This is a genomic window from Blastococcus sp. Marseille-P5729 (genome assembly GCF_900292035.1).
Lineage (GTDB): Bacteria > Actinomycetota > Actinomycetes > Mycobacteriales > Antricoccaceae > Cumulibacter.
This window is the reverse complement of record NZ_OMPO01000002.1, coordinates 343,977-362,060: the sequence shown is the minus strand read 5'-3', so window position 1 is coordinate 362,060 and position 18,084 is coordinate 343,977. Positions and strand designations below refer to the sequence as shown.

The following is an 18,084-nucleotide window of genomic DNA, read 5'->3' as shown; positions in this document are numbered from 1 at the left end:
CATGGCGCGTGCTGATCAGTTCTCGCGCCCGAAGGCCGACACGTATCGGGTTCCTCGTCAATCCTTGAGCTGGCGCTCGGTCTCGATCTCGATGGCGGTGTCCGGGGGCAGAAGGGGATCGGCCTTGATCGGCGTCAGCTTCTTGACCTTGCGCTGGCGGGCGCTGAGGTACTGGGCGAGCTTCGACAGCGCATAGTTGATGATGATGAACACCGCGCCGATGACGATCGCCATCTGGATGTAGTTGCGTCGCGCCGGGTCGGCGGCGATCAGCTGTCCGGTGCGGACGATCTCGCCGAAGGCGACGATGAAGCCCAGCGAGGTGTCCTTCAGCGCCACCACGCTCTGGCTCACGATCGCCGGCAGCATGGTGCGGACCGCCTGCGGCGCGAGGATCATCCACAGCGTCTGACCCTGCGTCAGCCCGATCGCGTACGCCGCCTCCCGCTGGCCCTTCGGCACCGAGTTCACGCCGGCCCGGAAGATCTCCGCCAGCACCGACCCGTTGTAGAGCGTCAGGCCGATGACGAGCGCGAACAGCGCACCCTGGCTGCGGCCCAGCCCGGCATTGTCCATCAGGTTCGTCAGCCCGATCGTGTCGGACGCCGCCTGCAACTCCTGGCGGAAGCCCAGGAACACGAACAGGATCAGCAGCACGAGCGGTACGGCGCGGAAGAACTCCACCACGATCGTTCCGATCCACCGCAGCGGGGCGACGGATGACAGGCGCATCGCCCCGAACACCGCACCGAAGATCAACGCGAAGATGATCGCAAACACCGCCGCGAGGATCGTGTTGATCAAGCCGTTGGTGAGCGCTCGGATCACGTTCGGGTTGGTGAACGGGCTCCACATCTTCGACTCGAACTGCCCGGTCTGCGCGAACCGGTAGGCGATGAAGCCGAGGATCCCGGCGAGCACGAGCACGGTGATGACGCCGGCGATCCGCTGGTTGCGGCGCGCCCGGGGCCCCGGCGCATCGAACAATACGTTGGCGCTCATCGGGCCACCTCCAGCCGCTTCTCGAGCAATCGCGCGATACCGGAGATAAAGAAGACGATCACGATGTAGCCGAGGGCGGTGCCGAAGAAGATCCAGTACAGCGCCTGCGGGTAGTCACGCACGAGGCTGTCCATCACGAACGCCGCCTCGGTGATGAAGAAGGCCTCGGCGATCGCGGAGTTCTTCACCAGCGCGATGAAGACGCTGGCGAGCGGCGGAATGACCGCGCGCATCGCCTGGGGGAGGATCACCAGGCGCAGGTTCTGCGAGAAGGTCAGCCCGATCGAGCGGGCCGCCTCGGCCTGCCCGGGATGCACGGAGTTGATGCCCGAGCGAATCGCCTCGCACACGAACGCCGCGGTGTAGGTGCCGAGCGCCCCGACGGCGTACACGAACGTCCAGGTCGGGTCGATGATGCCCAGCTGCGGAATGCCGAACACGAACAGGATGAACAGCAGCACCAGGGGAGTGTTGCGGAAGATGTTGACGTACGACGTACCGACGGCACGCAGCACCGGGACCGGGGACACTCGGCAGGCGGCCAGGATCAGCCCGAGCACGAAGGCGTACAACCCCGCCCAGAAGGTGAGCTGGATCGTCTCCCAGAATCCACGGAGCAGCGAGCCGGCGTTGTCGGTCAGGACGCCGAGACCGCTGGCAGCTAGAACGTTCACGGTGAGTAGTGCCCTTCAGCTGAGAAGAACTGGCCGCCGTGCGCCACCCGCGGGCGGCGTACCGGCCGGACGGGCCGCGGCGGTGGCGCAGATCAGGCCACCGCCGCGGACACCGAGGGAACTAGGAGCAGGAGTCGGTCTCGGGAGCCTCAGGCGCGTCGACGTCCGCCTTGCCCAACGTGTCGTCGAAGGCCTTCTCCCACGAGCCGTCCTCGAAAGACTCGTTGATCGTCTCGGTGATGAACTCGCACATCGCGGTGTCACCGTGCTTGTAGCCGATGCCGTAACGCTCCTCGGAGAACGGGTCGCCGACGACCTTCATCTTGCCCGGGTCCTGCGCGGCGTAACCGAGCAGGATCGGACCGTCGGTGGTCACCGCGTCTACCGTCTTGTTCAGCAGCGCCTGCACGCACTCGGAGTAGGTCGCAGCCGGGCTCGGGTTCGCGCCGTACTTCTCCTGCACCGTCTTGATGGACGTCGAGCCGGTCACCGAGCACACGGACTTCCCGCTGAGGTCATCGGGGCCGTTGATCGAGTCGTCGTCCTCGCGAACCAGCAGCTGCTGACCGGTGACGTAGTACGGGCCGGCCTGGCCGACGACCTGCTTGCGCTCGTCGGTGATGGAGTAGGAGGCAATGACGATGTCGACCGTGCCGTTCTGCAGGAACGGCTCGCGGTTCTTCGAGACCGTCTCGACCCACTCGATCTTGTCGGCCTCGATGCCGAGCTTCGCCGCGATGATCTTGCCCATCTCGATGTCGAAGCCCTGCGGCTCGTCACCCTGCGCCGGGTCGACGTACCCGAGGCCGGGCTGGTCGTACTTGACGCCGATCTTGATCGCGTCGGCCTCGTTGAGGGTGGCCATGGTGGTGCCGTCCTCGAAACTGACCTCGGACTCGACGGTCGGATCAGCGCCACCTTCGGACTCTGCATTGCCACAGCCGCTGAGCGTCAGGGCCAGGGCCGATGCCGCAGCTACCGCGGCGAACTTGATACGCATCTACGCTCTACCTTCTCTTTCTCCAGGACACCCGGCCGGTGCGACCGGGACACGGCGCTCGCCGAGGTTTCAGTGGTTGAGGATCAGTGGTTGAGGGCTAATGGCTGAGGGCTAGTGGTTGAGGATCTTGCCGAGGAAGTCCTTGGCACGATCGGACTGCGGGTTGGTGAAGAACTCGTCGGGGGTCGCCTCCTCGACGATCGCCCCGTCGGCCATGAAGATCACTCGGTCACCGACCTTCCGGGCAAACCCCATCTCGTGGGTCACCACTACCATCGTCATGCCCTCGCGGGCCAGGTCGGTGATGACGTCCAGGACCTCGTTGACCATCTCGGGGTCGAGGGCGGACGTCGGCTCGTCGAACAGCATCACCTTCGGGTGCATGGCCAGCGCACGGGCGATCGCCACACGCTGCTGCTGTCCGCCGGAGAGCTGAGCGGGCATCTTGTCGGCCTGATTGCCAATGCCGACGCGGTCTAGAAGCCGCATCGCGTCGTCGTCCGCCTCGCTCTTGGACTTGCCGAGCACCTTGAGCGGGCCGAGCGTCACGTTGTCCTTGATCGACTTGTGCGCAAACAGGTTGAACGACTGGAACACCATGCCGACCTCGGCGCGCAGCTTCGCCAGTTGCTTGCCCTCCTCGGGGAGGGGGACGCCGTCGATCCGGATGGTGCCTTCCTGGATGGTCTCCAGGCGGTTGATGCAGCGGCAGAGCGTGGACTTGCCCGAGCCCGAGGGACCGACGACCACGACCACCTCGCCCTTGCGGATGTCGAGGTTGATGTCCTGCAGGACGTGCAGGTCGCCGTACCACTTGTTGACGCCCTCGATCTGCACCAGAGGCGGCTCCGCGGTGGCCGTGCTCGAGCCGGCCGCGGCAGGACTGCTCGAACCAGTGAGCGCCGGATCGTTCGAATCGCCCGGAACTGGGTCGTTCGCTCGTGTCATGGGCATGAACCCTACAACCCGACTCAGCCGATCCCCGTTGCGCCGCGATCACAACCACGTAACGCAGTTCTATGGAATCGCCCCGGTGACCTGGACGGTCATCTCCCGCAGCGCCCTTTCCGAGATTTTCAGATTCTCGCTTGCGTGGTGCCTCGAACACATGTACGATAACGTTATCCACGTAGGGAGGTGAGCGCAGTGGACGACCAGCACACGAGCGACGGACTGCCCACCGCACCCTCCCCGGCGATCGTCGACTCTCCGGCGGACGCCGCCCCGCCGGTGGCCGACGCAGCGGCCACGCCAGCGTCCGCGACGGAGCCGGATTGGGCGATCGCTGCTGCCGCCTCGCCGGCTGATGCGGAGCGGTTGTGGTTGGCGAGCGAGTCTGCTCGGGAGCTGGACCGCGATCTGGATGAGGCGTTCGCGCATCTGCAGCGCGGCTATGAGCTGTTGCTGGGGATCGGGGAAGAGGGCGAGCTGGGCGCGTTGGGTCCGGACCGCCTGATCGCGATGGCGCAGCGGTTGGAGGCGCACCGCACGCGGCTGATCATGGTCGATTCGTACGTGATCGAGGCCGCGAGGGAGGATCGGTTGCAGGATCACGTGTGCGCCAGCAGCATCCCCCTCGCGCTGTGTCAGGTGCTGCATGTCTCCAGTGGTGAGGCGAACGCGCGCGCGAAACGCGCCGAGCAGTTGTTGCCGCAGAACGCCTTCAGCAGCGGCACCACCCCACCGCGCCTCCCGCTGCTGGCCGACGCGGTCCGCCAGGGTGGCTCGGTGAGCACCGGCCAGGTGGATGTGATCTGCAAGGCCATGACGCGGGTGGGGCAGAACCCCGACCTCGACCCGCACAACCTCGAGCTGGCCGAGCGGCTGCTGGTCCACCAGGCCGCCGGGTTGACGTATAAGGAGCTGGAGGTCGCGGCGGAGAAGGTCGAGGAGGTCATCAACCCCGACGGCACCCTGCCCAGCGACGAGGTCGCCACGGCGCGGCGCGGGGTGATGATCGGGCCCGAAGGCCGCGACGGCACCCACAAGATCTCCGGCGCGCTGACCCGCGAGGGCAAGGCCCTGTTCGATGCCGCGATCGGGCCGTTCGCCGCACCCCACCCCGCCGACGCCAACGGCCCGGATGACCGCACCGCCGCCCAGCGCACCCACGACGGCCTACAAGATGCCTGCCAACGGCTCCTGGAGCTCGCCGGCGCGCCGGCGTCCGGCGGGACCGCTGCCACGGTGCACATCACCATCGACCTCGACCGGCTCATCGAAGCCATCGCGCAGCTACGCGACGACCCCTCCGGCCGCACGACCGCGCAGCAGGCCGCCGGCCGCATCGCCGGCGGCGGGCAGCTCACCATCAACGAGATCCTGCGCCTGGCGCGGGACGCGGCCCTGATCCCGGTGTGGATCAGCAACATCCACGGGATCGTGGCCTACGGCCGCGACCGCCGCACCGCCTCCCCGGCCCAGACCCACGCCCTGATCGCCCGCGATGGCGGGTGCAGCTTCCCCGGATGCCAAGCCCCACCCGACTGGTGCCAGCGCCACCACGTGATCGCGTGGTGGTCAGGCGGACACACCGACCTGGACAACCTCACCCTCGTCTGCGGGTATCACCACCGCGAATTCGACAAACGCGGCTGGGCCGTGGACATCATCAACGGCATCCCCGTCTGGACCCCACCGGCGTGGCTCGACCCGGAGCAGAAACCGCAGATCAACGCCCGGATCAAGATCCCCTGCCAAAACGAGATCACCCACCTCGCCGACAGTGTGAGGCAAGCCCAACGCGACCGCGCCGAACGAGAACGAGCGCGACGCCGAGGCGGTGGCGGGAGTCCGCCGGGCGACCCGACCGGGCTGATACGGGACCTGCTCGATCCCGGCGAAGACATCGACGAGCTCATCCAGCTCATCGCCGCACACATCCCCACCACACAACGCGACGCCTTCTACCGCGACGCCGCCGACCTCATCACCACCCACCTCCCCGCAGCGGGACACCGCGGCCCAGCCGCCCCGGCCACCACCGGATAGCGCGGACTCCATCGTTGTGCAGGGCACGAAATGGTGTCGGTGTACCCAACCTCGGGTTAACGACCGTTAGCCGAGCGCTACCCTTGGGTAGCCATCATGACCGTCCCGTCGACCCCGTTGCCGGCTGGACATTCACGAAAGGAGACGGTCTTGCGCCGTCCACGTTTGTTCCGTCGGGGCGCGGTAGCCGTAGCCCTCGCGGCGACCCTGGTTCTCTCCGCCTGCAGCAGCGACCGTGACTCCGGCGGGTCCGGCTCGGAGAACGGCGGCGGAGGCAACGGCGGCTCGGGCGACGCCCCGGTCGTCGCGGTTGCCTTCGACACCGGCGGCCGCGGTGACAAGTCCTTCAATGACGCCGCCGCCGCAGGCCTGGACAAGGCCGTCAAGGAGTTCGACCTCGAGAAGGCCACCGAGCTTTCGGGCAAGCCGGACGAGACGGACGCCGACAAGGAGGCGCGCCTGCGCCAGCTGGCTGACAACGGCGCGACCGCCATCGTCACCGTCGGCTTCTCCTACAAGAACGCCCTCGAGACCGTCGCTCCGGACTACCCGGACGTGAAGTTCGTTCTCATCGACAACGTCCTCGAGGCCGAGAACGTCGCCTCCTACGTCTTCAAGGACAACGAGAGCGCCTACCTCGTGGGCGCCATCGCGGCGCTGACCTCCAAGACCGGCAAGATCGGCTTCGTCGGTGGTGTGAACGAGACCCTGATCAACAACTTCGAGAAGGGCTACATCGCCGGAGCTCAGGCCGCCAAGCCCGATATCCAGATCGACGTCAAGTACCTCACCGAGGCCGGCGACTACTCCGGCTACACCGATCCCGGCAAGGGCAAGGTCACCGCAGAGGGTCAGTACGACGCAGGCGCCGATGTCATCTACGCCGCCGCCGGCCTGTCGAACAACGGCGTCTTCGAGGCCGCGGCCGAGAAGGGCGGCCAGGCGATCGGCACCGACTCCGACCAGTACGAGAGCGCTGACCCCTCCTACAAGGAGACGATCATCGCCTCGGCGCTCAAGCGCATCGACACCGTCGTTTACGACTTCATCAAGAACGTCAATGACGACTCGTTCGAGGCCGGCACCAACTCGGTCGGCCTGAAGGAAGAGGGCGTCGACTTCGTCATCAACAACGCCGAGGTCAAGTCTGCGGTCGAGTCTCAGGTCACCGAGATGAAGGACAAGATCGTCAGCGGCGAGATCACCGTCCCGACTGCGTAACTGCAATGCTTCATCCGTCGGGGTGTGGGAGGCCGATGCCTTTCACACCCCGACGGTCGCGTTCTGAGACGTGACTAGCGGGATCACCGGCGCTGCTGGCGATCGGCGACCACCCGCGCGGCACCCCGGGCGAGCGGTATGTTTCTCGCCTGAGAATTCCCTCTAGCACCCACCTGGTTCGAGGTAGCCATGACAACTGCGCCTCCCGCAGCAGCGAGCGAGAGCGCTGACGAGCTCGCGGTCGAGCTGGTCGGCATCACCAAGCGGTTCCCCGGCGTCATCGCCAACAAGGACATCTTCCTGAAGGTCCGCCGCGGCTCCGTGCACGCGATCGTCGGGGAGAACGGCGCGGGCAAGTCCACCCTCATGAAGACGCTGTACGGGATGCAGCGTCCGGACGAGGGCGAGATCCTGATCGACGGCAAGCCGGTCGTGTTCCACACGCCGTCCGACGCGATCAAGGCCGGCATCGGCATGGTCCACCAGCACTTCATGCTCGCCGACAACTTCACCGTGCTCGAGAACATCGTCCTCGGCGCCGAGAAGCTGCACGGCATCGGGGACGGCGCCCGCGACGTCATCCGCAAGATCGGCGAGGACTACGGGCTCGAGGTCGATCCCGACGAGCTGGTCGAGAACCTCGGCGTCGGCGACCGGCAGCGCGTGGAGATCATCAAGGTCCTCTACCGCGGTGCGAAGATCATCATCCTCGACGAGCCGACCGCCGTCCTCGTGCCGCAGGAGGTCGACGAGCTGTTCGACAACCTGCGCGAGCTCAAGAGCGAGGGCTACACCGTCATCTTCATCTCGCACAAGCTCGACGAGGTGCTCTCGGTGGCGGACGACGTCACCGTCATCCGCCGCGGCACCACCGTCGCCGCGGTCGACCCCAAGCAGACCACCTCGCGGCAGCTCGCCGAGCTCATGGTCGGCAACGAGCTGCCCGAGCCGACCACCCGCGGCGACACCGTGCAGACCGACCACGTCGTCCTCGACGTGCAGGACCTCGTCGTCCGCGACTTCAGCGGCCGCGCAGTCGTCGACCACATCAACCTGCGCATCCACGCCGGTGAGATCCTCGGGATCGCCGGTGTAGAAGGAAACGGCCAGGAAGAGCTGGTCGAGGCGATCATGGGCATGGAGATCCTGCAGGGCGGCACGATCACCCTCGACGGCGAGGACATCGCCGAGTGGTCGACCCGCCGCCGCCGCGAGTCCGGCATCGGTTTCATCCCCGCCGACCGGCACCGCCACGGGCTGCTGCTGGACTCCCCGCTGTGGGAGAACCGGATCCTCGGGCACCAGACCCAGGAGCCGAACATCTCCGGCCCGCTGATCGACACCAAGGGCGCCAAGGCCGACACCGAGCGGATCGTGCGTGAAGAAGACGTCCGGACGCCGTCCATCGACGTCACGGCCGGATCGCTCTCCGGCGGCAACCAGCAGAAGCTGATCATCGGCCGCGAGATGGCGCACCAGTCCAAGCTGCTCATCGCCGCCCATCCCACCCGCGGCGTGGACGTCGGCGCGCAGGCCGCCATCTGGGACAAGCTGCGGGCCGCCCGCGCCGAGGGTATGGCGATGCTGCTGATCTCTGCGGACCTCGACGAGCTGATCGGGCTCTCCGACAGCCTCCAGGTGATCCTGCGCGGCCGCCTGGTGCGCTCCTTCGACCCCGCGAAGGTGACCCCGGAGGATCTCGGCTCGGCGATGACCGGCGCGGACGGCTCGGCCGATACCACCGCTGCGCGCACCGACGCCCCGGATCCAGCTACCGCAGCGGTCGTGGGCGGCGGCCCCGGGGCCACGGCGACGACCAGCGAGGAGGACGCGCGATGAGCGACCAGAACACCGCGACCCCCACCCAGACACCGCCGCCGTCCGACGGCTCGCCGCTCGTGGCCGAGGAGATCACCGCGCCCTCGGTGAAGGGCACCCGGTGGCGCTCGTTCGGGCTCACCCTCGCGGCGCCGATCGCGGCTTTCCTCGTAGCGCTTGTCGTCGTGATCCTCGTCGTCCTCGCCTCCGGTCGCGGCATCGGCGAGGTGTTCGACAGCATCGGCAACACGATGGACCTCGGCCGCAACTGGATCGACATGATCAACAAGGCGGGGATGTACTTCATCTCCGCGCTCGCGGTCGCGGTCGGCTTCCGGATGAACCTGTTCAACATCGGCGTCGAGGGACAGTACCGCCTGGCGGCGCTGTTCGCGGCGTACGTCGGCGCCTCGGTCGGCGAGCTCCCCGCGGTGCTGCACATCCTCGTCATGATGGCCACCGCGATGATCGTCGGCGCGATCTGGGCGGGCATCGCAGGATTCCTGAAGGTGACCCGCGGTGTCTCCGAGGTCATCTCGACGATCATGCTCAACGCGATCGCGGCGGCGCTGATCGGCTTCCTGCTGCGCGATGCGGGTTTCAGCCCGGACGCTGCCGGACGCCGTCCCGCGACGCCGCCGCTGCCGGAGTCGGCCTGGTTCCCGAACATCAACGGGATCGTCGACCCGATCCTCAACGCCTTCGGATTGGAGCCGCCGCCGCTGAGCTCGAACACCTACGGCTTCCTGCTGGTCGCGATCGCGCTCGGCGTCCTCTACGGGTTCATGCTCAAGCGCACCCGGTTCGGCTTCGATCTGCGCGCCTCAGGTCAGAACGCCGAAGCCGCGCGCGCCAGCGGCGTGAACGCCAAGCGGATGACTGTGTACGCGATGCTGATCTCCGGTGCGCTCGCGGGCCTCGCCGGCCTGCCCGAGCTGCTCGGCGGACGCCAGCACAGCTTCGATGAGACCTTCGTGACCGGTGTCGGCTGGGCCGGGATCTCAGTCGCTCTGCTGGGCCGCAACAACCCGGTCGGCATGTTCATCGCCTCGTTCATCTGGGCGTTCCTGGACGTCGCCACCCGCGGGTTCCAGCTCATCGGCATCTCGAACAAGCTGTCGGCGATCATGCAGGCCGTCGTCCTGCTGGCCGTCGTCGTCGCCTACACCGTCGTCTCCCGTCGTACCAAGGCCGCCGAGGCGAAGGCGGTTGCGGCCAACACGCCCGCGCACCCGGCGGGCGCGGGTTCTGACAGCGAAGCCTCAGGCAGCGGCGATGCCGCCGGTTCGACGCGCGTGGACGCCACGGACGGCGCCTCTGGGTCGACGCCCGTACCACCCGACGACCTGCGGGACGTTACGCCTCGCTATAGCGAGGCAGAACCTACAGCAGGTGGGGATGAACGGCGCCGACCTACCGACGGCCCGACGAGCGATGGGGAGGTGACGTGATGACGCAGTCGACTCCAGGCAGCGCAGCGCTCATCGACACCACGACGCCCGCACCGGGCGAGCCGGCCAAGCGCAAGAAGCTGACGGCGCAGCAGCGGTGGGTGATCATCGGCGGCGCCTTCCTCGCCTTCTGTCTCGTGCGGTGGGCGACCGGTGCCAGCCAGTTCACCAGCGCGGGGTCGGTCTCCGCGGCCCTGGTGTTCACCATCCCGATCGCGATGGCCGGTCTCGCGGGCCTGTGGTCCGAGCGCGCCGGCATCGTCAACATCGGCCTGGAGGGCATGCTGATCGCCGGCACCATCTTCGGTGCCTGGATCGGCGTGAAGGGCGGCCCGTGGGCCGGCGTGATCGCCGCCGTCGCGGGCGGTGCGCTGTTCGGCCTGATCCACGCGGTCGCGACCATCACCTTCGGCGTCGACCACATCGTCTCCGGCGTCGCGATCAACCTGCTGGCGCTCGGCGTCGCGGGACTCCTCGCCGAGATCCTCTTTCCCGAGCAGAACGGCAAGATGTCGCCGCCTCCGGGCCAGATCACCAAGGTGACGTTGCCGTGGAGCGACGCGCTAGGCTCCTTGCACGCCAAGGGAACACCGGTGATCTCGGACGTCGCCGGCATCGTCGGCGGCCTCACCACGAACCTGAGTCTGCTGACCATCCTGTGCCTGGCGCTGTTCCCAGCCACCTGGTGGGTGCTGTGGAAGACCCCGTGGGGCCTGCGGGTCCGCTCGGCCGGTGAGAACCCGAAGGCGGCGGAGTCGCTCGGCGTCAACGTCTACCGCGAGAAGTACCTCGCGGTGATCATCTCCGGCGCCATGGGTGGGCTCGGCGGTGCGTTCCTGGTGATCGTGACCTCGCAGGGCTACCTGGAGAACCAGACCGGCGGACGCGGCTACATCGGCCTCGCCGCGCTGATCTTCGGCAACTGGACGGCGTCCGGCACCCTCCTGGGCTCGCTACTGTTCGGCTACACCAGCGCCGTCAACGCCCGCTCGGACCTCTCGGCGTCCACCGCGATCGTCGTCCTCGTCGCGATCGGGCTCGCCGTCCTGCTGGTGATCGAGCTGCGCAAGCTCGCCGCCGGACGCGGCGATCACGCGATCAAGAAGTCCACCCGGATATCGACGCTGGTGTTCATCGGGCTGCTGCTCGCCGGTGCCGTGGTGGCGCTGTTCTTCTCGGCGCGGACCCTGCTGCTGAAATCGCAGTTCATCCCCGATAACCCACAGTCCACGAGCCTGGGCAAGGTGGGCGTGGTCATCCTGATCGTGGTGGTCATGCTGGTGCTGATTGCGCTGCTGTACTACGGGGTGCAGGCCTTCCGGCGGACTCTCGCCCATGCGCAATCGTCGGCGAACCTCCCGGCGTACGCGATCGGGTATCTGCTGTTCGCGTGGATGTGGCTGTCGAACACCGGCATTCCGCAGTCGTTCAAGGGCGCGATCCCGAACATCATCACCCTGATGGTGCTCACCTTCGCCTCCCAGCGGTTGCGAATGCCGGCGGCTGACGGCCTGACCTACCGACGAGGGGAGTAGTCGGGGTGCCGGACGTCGACTGGTCTGCGCTGCACACTGCCGCGGTGGCGGCGATGCGGACGGCGTACGCGCCTTACTCCCGGTTCCCGGTCGGTGTCGCCGGGCTGGTTGACGACGGACGGATCGTCGTCGGCTGCAACGTCGAGAACGCGTCGTACGGCGTCGGCCTGTGCGCCGAGTGCGGGATGGTCTCGGCGCTGCACGCCAGCGGTGGCGGCCGGTTGGTCGCGGTGTACTGCGTCGATGCGCGCGGCGAGGCGCTGATGCCGTGCGGGCGGTGTCGGCAGCTGCTGTGGGAGCACGGCGGGCCGTCGTGCTCGCTGATGACCTCGCGCGGCGTCCGGCCGATGAGCGATGTGCTCCCCGACGCCTTCGATGCCACCGACATCAACGAGATCACGGATCCACACTCCCCGAGCGACGCGGCCCCACCACGCTCGTCGAGCGAGGCGGCCCCACCACGCTCGTCGAGCGAGGCGGAGCGCTAGCGGAGACGACGCCGAGACGCAGTGAGACGAGAGGTCAACGCATGCCAGAGCACTCGAGCGACGCGGCCCCACCACGGTCGTCGAGCGAGGCGGAGCGCTAGCGGAGACGACGCCGAGACGCAGTGAGACGAGAGGTCAACGCATGCCAGAGCACTCGAGCGAGGCGGCCCCACCACGGTCGTCGAGCGAGGCGGAACCCTTACCACGGTCGTCGAGCGAGGCGGAGCGCTAGCGGAGACGACGCCGAGACGCAGTGAGACGAGAGGTCAACGCATGGCAGAGCACGACATGGTCGACGTCATCCGCGCCAAACGCGACGGCGGGCGGCTCAGTGACAGCCAGATCGACTGGGTGATCGACGCCTACACGCGCGAGCAGGTCGCCGAGGAGCAGATGTCGGCGCTGCTGATGGCGATCTTCATCCGCGGCATGGCGGACGACGAGATCGCCCGGTGGACCGATGCGATGATCCGCTCGGGGGAGCGGATGCGGCTGGAGTTCGACCGGCCGACCACCGACAAGCACTCCACCGGCGGGGTGGGGGACAAGGTCACCCTCCCGCTCGCGCCCCTCGTGGCAGCGTGCGGGGCGATCGTGCCGCAGCTGTCCGGCCGCGGCCTGGGACATACCGGCGGGACGCTCGACAAGCTGGAATCCATCCCTGGCTGGAAAGCGTCGCTCACCGCCGCGGAGTACCGGCAACAGCTCGAGGACGTCGGCGCGGTGGTCTGCGCGGCGGGCGACACGCTCGCGCCCGCCGACAAGAAGCTCTACGCGCTGCGTGACGTGACCGGGACAGTCGACTGCATCCCGCTGATCGCCAGCTCCATCATGAGCAAGAAGATCGCCGAGGGAGCCGACGCGCTCACCCTCGACGTCAAGTTCGGCTCCGGGGCGTTCATGCGCGAGTACGCCGACGCCGAGCAGCTCGCCCGCACGATGGTCGCACTCGGTACGGCGCACGGCGTCCGCACCGCGTCCGTGCTCACGTCGATGGAGAACCCGCTCGGCCGCTCGGCGGGCAACGCGCTCGAGGTGGCCGAGTCGGTCGAGGTCCTGGCCGGCGGGGGACCGGCGGACGTCGTCGAGCTGACCCTCGTGCTCGCCCGCGAGATGCTCGCATCAGTGGGGATCTCGCGCGATCCGGCCGAGGTGCTCGCCTCCGGCAAGGCGATGGACAAGTGGAGCGAGATGATCGCCGCGCAGGGCGGTGACCCTAGCGCTGCGTTGCCGGTGGCGCGCGAGAGGCACGACGTGCTGGCGGAGCGCGACGGCGTCCTCGCCGGGCTCGACGCGCTGTCGGTCGGCGTCGCGGCATGGCGACTCGGGGCCGGACGAGCCCGCAAGGAGGACCCGGTCAGCGCCGTCGCCGGCGTCACCTGGCACGCGGGCGTGGGGGACGCCGTACGACGCGGCCAGCCGCTACTTACCTTGCATACCGATGATCCGGCGCGGTTCGAGCGGGCACTAGAGGCCTTGGACGGCGCCGTCCGCCTCGCAGATCCCGGCACCGACGTGACGCAGCAGCCGCTGGTGCGTGACATCATTCGCCCGTAGAGCCCGGTAGTGGCTGGCGGCGTCCTGGGCGCCCGCGGGGTGGTCGCTACGGGCGTGGCGGGGTCAGTCGGTCCACTCGATGATGCTGGCGACCTCGCGCAGCACCTTCTCCCACTCGTCGAGAGCGTCGGACTCGTCGTCGTCGATCCGCACGACCTCGCCGTCGCGCGCGGCCGACAGCACGTCGGCGAGGTCGCCGTCGCCGTCGAGTAGCTCCCTGCTGCCGTCCAGTTCGCCGTACTCGCTGAGATCCAGCAGTAGGTCGGCAGCCGCCGCGACGATCGCGGGATCGAAGTCCACCTCGCCGCGCAGCATCGCATCGGCCGCCTCGAGGTCGACGTCGTCCTCGTTGGCGATCGCCAGCGGCATGTCCTCGTCGCGGACGGCGCCCACCACGGTCGGCCAGGTGGCGAGGTCCCGCAGATCGTGGCCGGGCTTCTCGATGTCGTTCTGGTCCTCGTCCTCGATGACGTCGAGCAGCCCGTCGGACGAGCTGCACATCCACGGCGAGAGCGACGACCCCAGGAACACCGGCTTGTCCTCGAGATAGCAGCGCAGCGTGTACGCCTCGGCGTTGTCGAAGTCCTCCTTCGGGAACCTCACCCGCACCGGCAGGATCCCGGACTCCTCCCAGAAGGCGTACGCCGTCTCCGCGTCGATCTCGTCGTCATCGTCGTCGGACGACGAGCCCGACAGCGGCCGGTAGGCGAGGTCGTCGGCGTCGACGTCCTGGACGTCGTCGTCCGTGTCATCGTCACGGTCGTCGTCGGAGTCGTCATCATCGGAGGGGTCATCGTCGTCGTCGGAGTCGTCGGAGACGAGGTCCTCGTCCTCGAGATCCGCCTGCTCGCGCGCATCGCGCACGCCGAGGTAGTCGCCCTCGTCGTCGTCCTCGTCGCGCGCCTCCTCCTCGGCCTCGATCAGCGCGTCCGGATCGTCGACCGGGACCGTCGTCGCATCGATCTCGCGCTGGGCCTCGGCGAGCTCGTCGTCCAACGTGACCGGCTCGCGCCAGTCGATCCAATCGCCGACCCGCTCGCACACCGACTCCCACTGGCCAGAGATGGCGATCGCGATCTTGTCCCAGGCGCGATCGCCGCCGCGCCCGGTGAACGCGCCCGGGCCGTCGGCGACCAGGCCGAGCTCGGGGGTGTCGGCGACCGGCTCGAGGATCTCCTCGTCGCAGCACTGCGCGATCGAGTCGACGATGCCGAGGGTGCGGCCGAGATCGTTCACCGACCACCGGTCAGGACGGCTGGCGACCAGCTCGTACACCCCGTCGAGGTCGAAGACGTGGTCGTCGTCCGGGACCAGCTCGAACGGATCGGAGTCCTCCCACTCCTCCCACTCGGGGTGGTCGGCGAGATCGTGGTCGTCCTCGTCCCGGATGAACTGCGCGAGCTGGGCGGGGGAGGTGAACAGCAGGATCTTGTCCTCCTTGCCCAGGAAGGCCTGCCAGACCTCGCCGTCCTCCTCCCACGGAGGTGCCCACAGCGTGTATCCGGTGCGCTCGTCAAGAACCAGGGCAATCGGGATGATCTCGGCGGCGCTCATCGATAACCCCTCAGAAGGTCGAAACTCACGGTGCCACTCTAGCGAGTCGGTCACCGGTCCTATGAACTCGTGAGGACGATCCGGTAACACTATGGGACCGGATCGTCCTCACGAGTTTTCGCCGCGGCCTCGGCCCGGGTGATCGGACGGCGCGATAGGTTTCGTACATGCGAGTCATCTGCCCGGACCATCCGCTCATTGCCCACAAGCTGACCTACCTGAGGGATGTGCGGACCGACTCACCGACCTTCCGGCGGCTCGCCGAGGAGCTCATGACGCTGCTGGCCTACGAGGCCACCCGCGACGTCCGCGTCGAGCCCTTCGACATCGAGACGCCGGTCGCCCCGACGACGGGCATCAAGCTGTCCAACCCCAAGCCCCTCGTGGTGCCGATCCTGCGCGCCGGGCTCGGGATGCTCGAAGGCATGGTCCGGCTGCTGCCGTCGGCGGAGGTCGGCTTCCTCGGCATGGCGCGCGATGAGGAGACGCTCATGCCGACGACGTACGCCAACCGGCTGCCCGACGACCTCTCCGGGCGGCAGGTCTACGTCCTCGACCCGATGCTCGCCACCGGCGGGTCGATGGCCGACGCGATCCGCTTCCTGCTCGACCGCGGCGCCGACGACATCACCGCCGTCACGCTGCTGGCAGCCCCCGAGGGCATCGAGAACCTCCGGACCGTGCTGGACGACGTCGCGCCGTCGATCACCCTCGTGACCGGCGCCGTCGACGAGCGGCTCAACGACGTCGGCTACATCGTCCCGGGTCTCGGGGATGCCGGCGACCGCCTCTACGGCGTCGCCCACTAGGGCGGCTGCGGACACTCTCGTCCTGCGGCGTCTCGGCGTCGGTCGCTGGCGCTCCCTCGCTCGACGACCGTTGGGGGTGCTCGACGGGCGTTGGGGGTGGCGTCTCGGCGTCGGTCGCTGGCGCTCCCTCGCTCGACCACCGTTGGGGGCGGTTGCGGACACTGTCGTCCTGCGGCGTCTCGGCGTCGGTCGCTGGCGCTCCCTCGCTCGACGACCGTTGGGGGTGCTCGACGGGCGTTGGGGGTGGCGTCTCGGCGTCGGTCGCTGGCGCTCCCTCGCTCGACGACCGTTGGGGGTGCTGCCGGCTCAGGTGACGAGCTGCTGGACGGCGGCCCGCAGTTGCTGCATGCGGGCCGCAGCGGCGTCGGCGTCCGCCACCACATCACCGGACGGCGGCTGCACCACCTCCAGGTAGGCCTTCAGCTTCGGCTCGGTCCCGGAGGGGCGGACGACGACCCGCACCCCGTCGCCGCGAATGATGATCGCGTCGGTGCGCTCCTGCAGGTCGTCGGTCACGACCTGCCAGTCGCGGAGCCGCGACGGCGGCTCGGCGCGCAGCCGCGCCATGGTGCCGGCGATGATCGACAGGTCCTCGACCCGCACCGAGATCTGCGCGGTCAGGTAGGTGCCCAGCTCGGCGTACAGCTCGTCGAGACGTGCCTGAATCGACGATCCCTCGGCCTTCAGAGTGGCGGCCAGCCCGGCGGCGACGAGCGCGGCCGAGATGCCGTCCTTGTCGTTGACGGACGCCGGGTCGACGGCGTACCCGATCGCCTCCTCGTAGCCGAAGCGCAGCGGCTGGCCGGTCTGCTCAAACGCCCGCACGATCCACTTGAAGCCGGTGAGCGTGGCGGCGTACGGCACGCCACGCCGCTCGCAGAGCGCGCCCAGCATGGACGACGACACGATTGTGGTCGCGTACGTGCCCCGCTCGCCGCGGCGCATCAGATGGTCGGCCAGCAGGACGCCGAGCTCGTCCCCGCGCAGCGGCCGCCACCCCTCGCGCATCGGCGCCGCGACCGCGCACCGGTCGGCGTCCGGGTCGTTCGCGACGGCGAGGTCCGCGCCCTGTGACACGGCGAGCGCGAGGACGTCGTCCATCACGCCGGGCTCCTCGGGGTTGGGGAAGGCCAGGCCGGGGAACTCCGGATTGGGCCGCTGCTGGTGCGTGACCGGCGTGGGCGCCCGGAACCCGGCGCGCTCGAAGGCCGCCTGCAGCGTCTCGCCGCCGACGCCGTGCAGCGCGGTCGACACGACCGAGACCTCCCGCGGCGATTCGGCGGCGACGGCGTCCGCCGCGGCCTGCAGGAACTGGTCGTAGATCGCCTCGTCCACCTGCCGGTAGTCGTCGGAGCGCGGTACGTCGGCGAGCGAGGAGATGGCCGCGATGCGGTCCGAGATCTCGGCGTCCGCCGGGGGCACGATCTGCGCGTTCAGGCCCAGCGGGCCGCCGAGGTAGACCTTGTAGCCGTTGTCCTGCGGCGGGTTGTGGCTGGCGGTGACCATGACACCAGCCGCCGCGTCGAGCGCTCCCACGGCGTACGCGAGCACGGGCGTGGGCAGCTCGCGGGGCATCAGCAGCGCGGTGCGTCCGGTGCCGGCGACGATCTGCGCGGTGTCTAGGGCGAACTCTCGCGAGCCGTGGCGGGCGTCGTACCCGATGACGACCGGACCTTCGGCACCGACGTCGTCGAGATAGCGGGCCAGCCCGGCGGCGGCGCGGCCCACCACCGCCCGGTTCATGCCGTTGGGCCCGGCGCGCAGCGGACCCCGCAGCCCCGCCGTCCCGAACTGCAGCGTCCCGCTGAACCGGTCGGCCAGCGCACCCAGAGCCGCCTCGTCGGGAAGCCTCGCGACCAGCTCCTGCAGCTCGCCGCGGCTGCGCGGGTCCGGGTCGTCGGCGATCCACGCCTCGACGGTCTCCCGAAGCGCGGTCTCGGACGGCCTACTCACCATGCGTGATTCTCCTTCGGGAGCTCTTCTG

14 protein-coding genes are annotated in these 18,084 nt (G+C 68.6%); 8 read left to right on the top strand and 6 right to left on the bottom strand.

What is annotated here, in order from left to right:
- Window positions 1-57 precede the first annotated feature (57 nt).
- The 4 genes from DAA40_RS10230 to DAA40_RS10215 all read right to left on the bottom strand — a co-directional run bounded on the left by DAA40_RS10230 (window position 58) and on the right by DAA40_RS10215 (window position 3,516).
- Window positions 58-1,002 (bottom strand): amino acid ABC transporter permease, encoded by a 945-nt coding sequence (locus tag DAA40_RS10230; protein WP_106849628.1) that lies wholly within the window; start codon window positions 1,000-1,002, stop codon window positions 58-60.
- On the bottom strand, window positions 999-1,676 hold the full coding sequence (locus DAA40_RS10225; RefSeq protein WP_234356334.1) for an amino acid ABC transporter permease: 678 nt from the start codon (window positions 1,674-1,676) through the stop codon (window positions 999-1,001). The genes DAA40_RS10230 and DAA40_RS10225 overlap by 4 nt, the downstream gene beginning before the upstream one ends.
- 121 nt (window positions 1,677-1,797) lie before the next feature.
- Complete coding sequence (locus DAA40_RS10220) at window positions 1,798-2,676, bottom strand: glutamate ABC transporter substrate-binding protein (protein ID WP_106849627.1); 879 nt, start codon at window positions 2,674-2,676, stop codon at window positions 1,798-1,800.
- A 111-nt stretch (window positions 2,677-2,787) separates the two neighbouring features.
- A complete protein-coding gene (locus DAA40_RS10215; protein ID WP_234356366.1) occupies window positions 2,788-3,516 on the bottom strand; it encodes an amino acid ABC transporter ATP-binding protein in 729 nt (242 codons plus the stop codon).
- 306 nt (window positions 3,517-3,822) lie between these two features.
- Here DAA40_RS10215 and DAA40_RS10210 point away from each other — a divergent pair, with 306 nt between their 5' ends.
- The 7 genes from DAA40_RS10210 to DAA40_RS10180 all read left to right on the top strand — a co-directional run bounded on the left by DAA40_RS10210 (window position 3,823) and on the right by DAA40_RS10180 (window position 13,737).
- On the top strand, window positions 3,823-5,667 hold the full coding sequence (locus DAA40_RS10210) for an HNH endonuclease signature motif containing protein (protein WP_106849625.1): 1,845 nt from the start codon (window positions 3,823-3,825) through the stop codon (window positions 5,665-5,667).
- A 150-nt stretch (window positions 5,668-5,817) separates the two neighbouring features.
- Entirely contained in the window at window positions 5,818-6,888 is a 1,071-nt protein-coding gene (locus tag DAA40_RS10205) for a BMP family protein (protein WP_158716362.1), read from the top strand.
- A 189-nt stretch (window positions 6,889-7,077) separates the two neighbouring features.
- A complete protein-coding gene (locus tag DAA40_RS10200) occupies window positions 7,078-8,727 on the top strand; it encodes an ABC transporter ATP-binding protein (protein WP_106849623.1) in 1,650 nt (549 codons plus the stop codon).
- Window positions 8,724-10,157, top strand: coding sequence for an ABC transporter permease (locus DAA40_RS10195; RefSeq protein ID WP_106849622.1), 1,434 nt, complete (start codon window positions 8,724-8,726; stop codon window positions 10,155-10,157). The genes DAA40_RS10200 and DAA40_RS10195 overlap by 4 nt, the downstream gene beginning before the upstream one ends.
- Complete coding sequence (locus DAA40_RS10190; RefSeq protein ID WP_106849621.1) at window positions 10,157-11,692, top strand: ABC transporter permease; 1,536 nt, start codon at window positions 10,157-10,159, stop codon at window positions 11,690-11,692. The genes DAA40_RS10195 and DAA40_RS10190 overlap by 1 nt, the downstream gene beginning before the upstream one ends.
- 5 nt (window positions 11,693-11,697) lie before the next feature.
- Window positions 11,698-12,180, top strand: a complete 483-nt coding sequence (locus DAA40_RS10185; RefSeq protein WP_199849695.1) for a cytidine deaminase — start codon at window positions 11,698-11,700, stop codon at window positions 12,178-12,180.
- A gap of 273 nt (window positions 12,181-12,453) precedes the next feature.
- The gene (locus tag DAA40_RS10180; protein ID WP_106849620.1) at window positions 12,454-13,737 is read left to right on the top strand and encodes a thymidine phosphorylase; all 1,284 of its coding nucleotides are present in this window, start codon (window positions 12,454-12,456) and stop codon (window positions 13,735-13,737) included.
- 63 nt (window positions 13,738-13,800) lie between these two features.
- Here DAA40_RS10180 and DAA40_RS10175 read toward each other — a convergent pair whose 3' ends face one another.
- Window positions 13,801-15,291, bottom strand: coding sequence for a hypothetical protein (locus tag DAA40_RS10175; protein ID WP_106849619.1), 1,491 nt, complete (start codon window positions 15,289-15,291; stop codon window positions 13,801-13,803).
- 167 nt (window positions 15,292-15,458) lie between these two features.
- Between DAA40_RS10175 and upp the strand changes: the two genes are divergently transcribed.
- Window positions 15,459-16,100, top strand: coding sequence for a uracil phosphoribosyltransferase (upp, locus tag DAA40_RS10170; protein ID WP_106849618.1), 642 nt, complete (start codon window positions 15,459-15,461; stop codon window positions 16,098-16,100).
- Between the two features lie 306 nt (window positions 16,101-16,406).
- Here upp and DAA40_RS10165 read toward each other — a convergent pair whose 3' ends face one another.
- Complete coding sequence (locus DAA40_RS10165; RefSeq protein ID WP_106849617.1) at window positions 16,407-18,056, bottom strand: phospho-sugar mutase; 1,650 nt, start codon at window positions 18,054-18,056, stop codon at window positions 16,407-16,409.
- Between the last annotated feature and the right edge of the window lie 28 nt (window positions 18,057-18,084).

Coding starts and splice junctions, on each gene's coding strand:
- DAA40_RS10200 (WP_106849623.1), top strand. CDS start 7,078: ATGACAACTGCGCCTCCCGCAGCAGCGAGCGAGAGCGCTGACGAGCTC.
- DAA40_RS10220 (WP_106849627.1), bottom strand. CDS start 2,676: ATGCGTATCAAGTTCGCCGCGGTAGCTGCGGCATCGGCCCTGGCCCTG.
- DAA40_RS10230 (WP_106849628.1), bottom strand. CDS start 1,002: ATGAGCGCCAACGTATTGTTCGATGCGCCGGGGCCCCGGGCGCGCCGC.
- DAA40_RS10180 (WP_106849620.1), top strand. CDS start 12,454: ATGGCAGAGCACGACATGGTCGACGTCATCCGCGCCAAACGCGACGGC.
- DAA40_RS10190 (WP_106849621.1), top strand. CDS start 10,157: ATGACGCAGTCGACTCCAGGCAGCGCAGCGCTCATCGACACCACGACG.
- DAA40_RS10195 (WP_106849622.1), top strand. CDS start 8,724: ATGAGCGACCAGAACACCGCGACCCCCACCCAGACACCGCCGCCGTCC.
- DAA40_RS10175 (WP_106849619.1), bottom strand. CDS start 15,291: ATGAGCGCCGCCGAGATCATCCCGATTGCCCTGGTTCTTGACGAGCGC.
- DAA40_RS10165 (WP_106849617.1), bottom strand. CDS start 18,056: ATGGTGAGTAGGCCGTCCGAGACCGCGCTTCGGGAGACCGTCGAGGCG.
- upp (WP_106849618.1), top strand. CDS start 15,459: ATGCGAGTCATCTGCCCGGACCATCCGCTCATTGCCCACAAGCTGACC.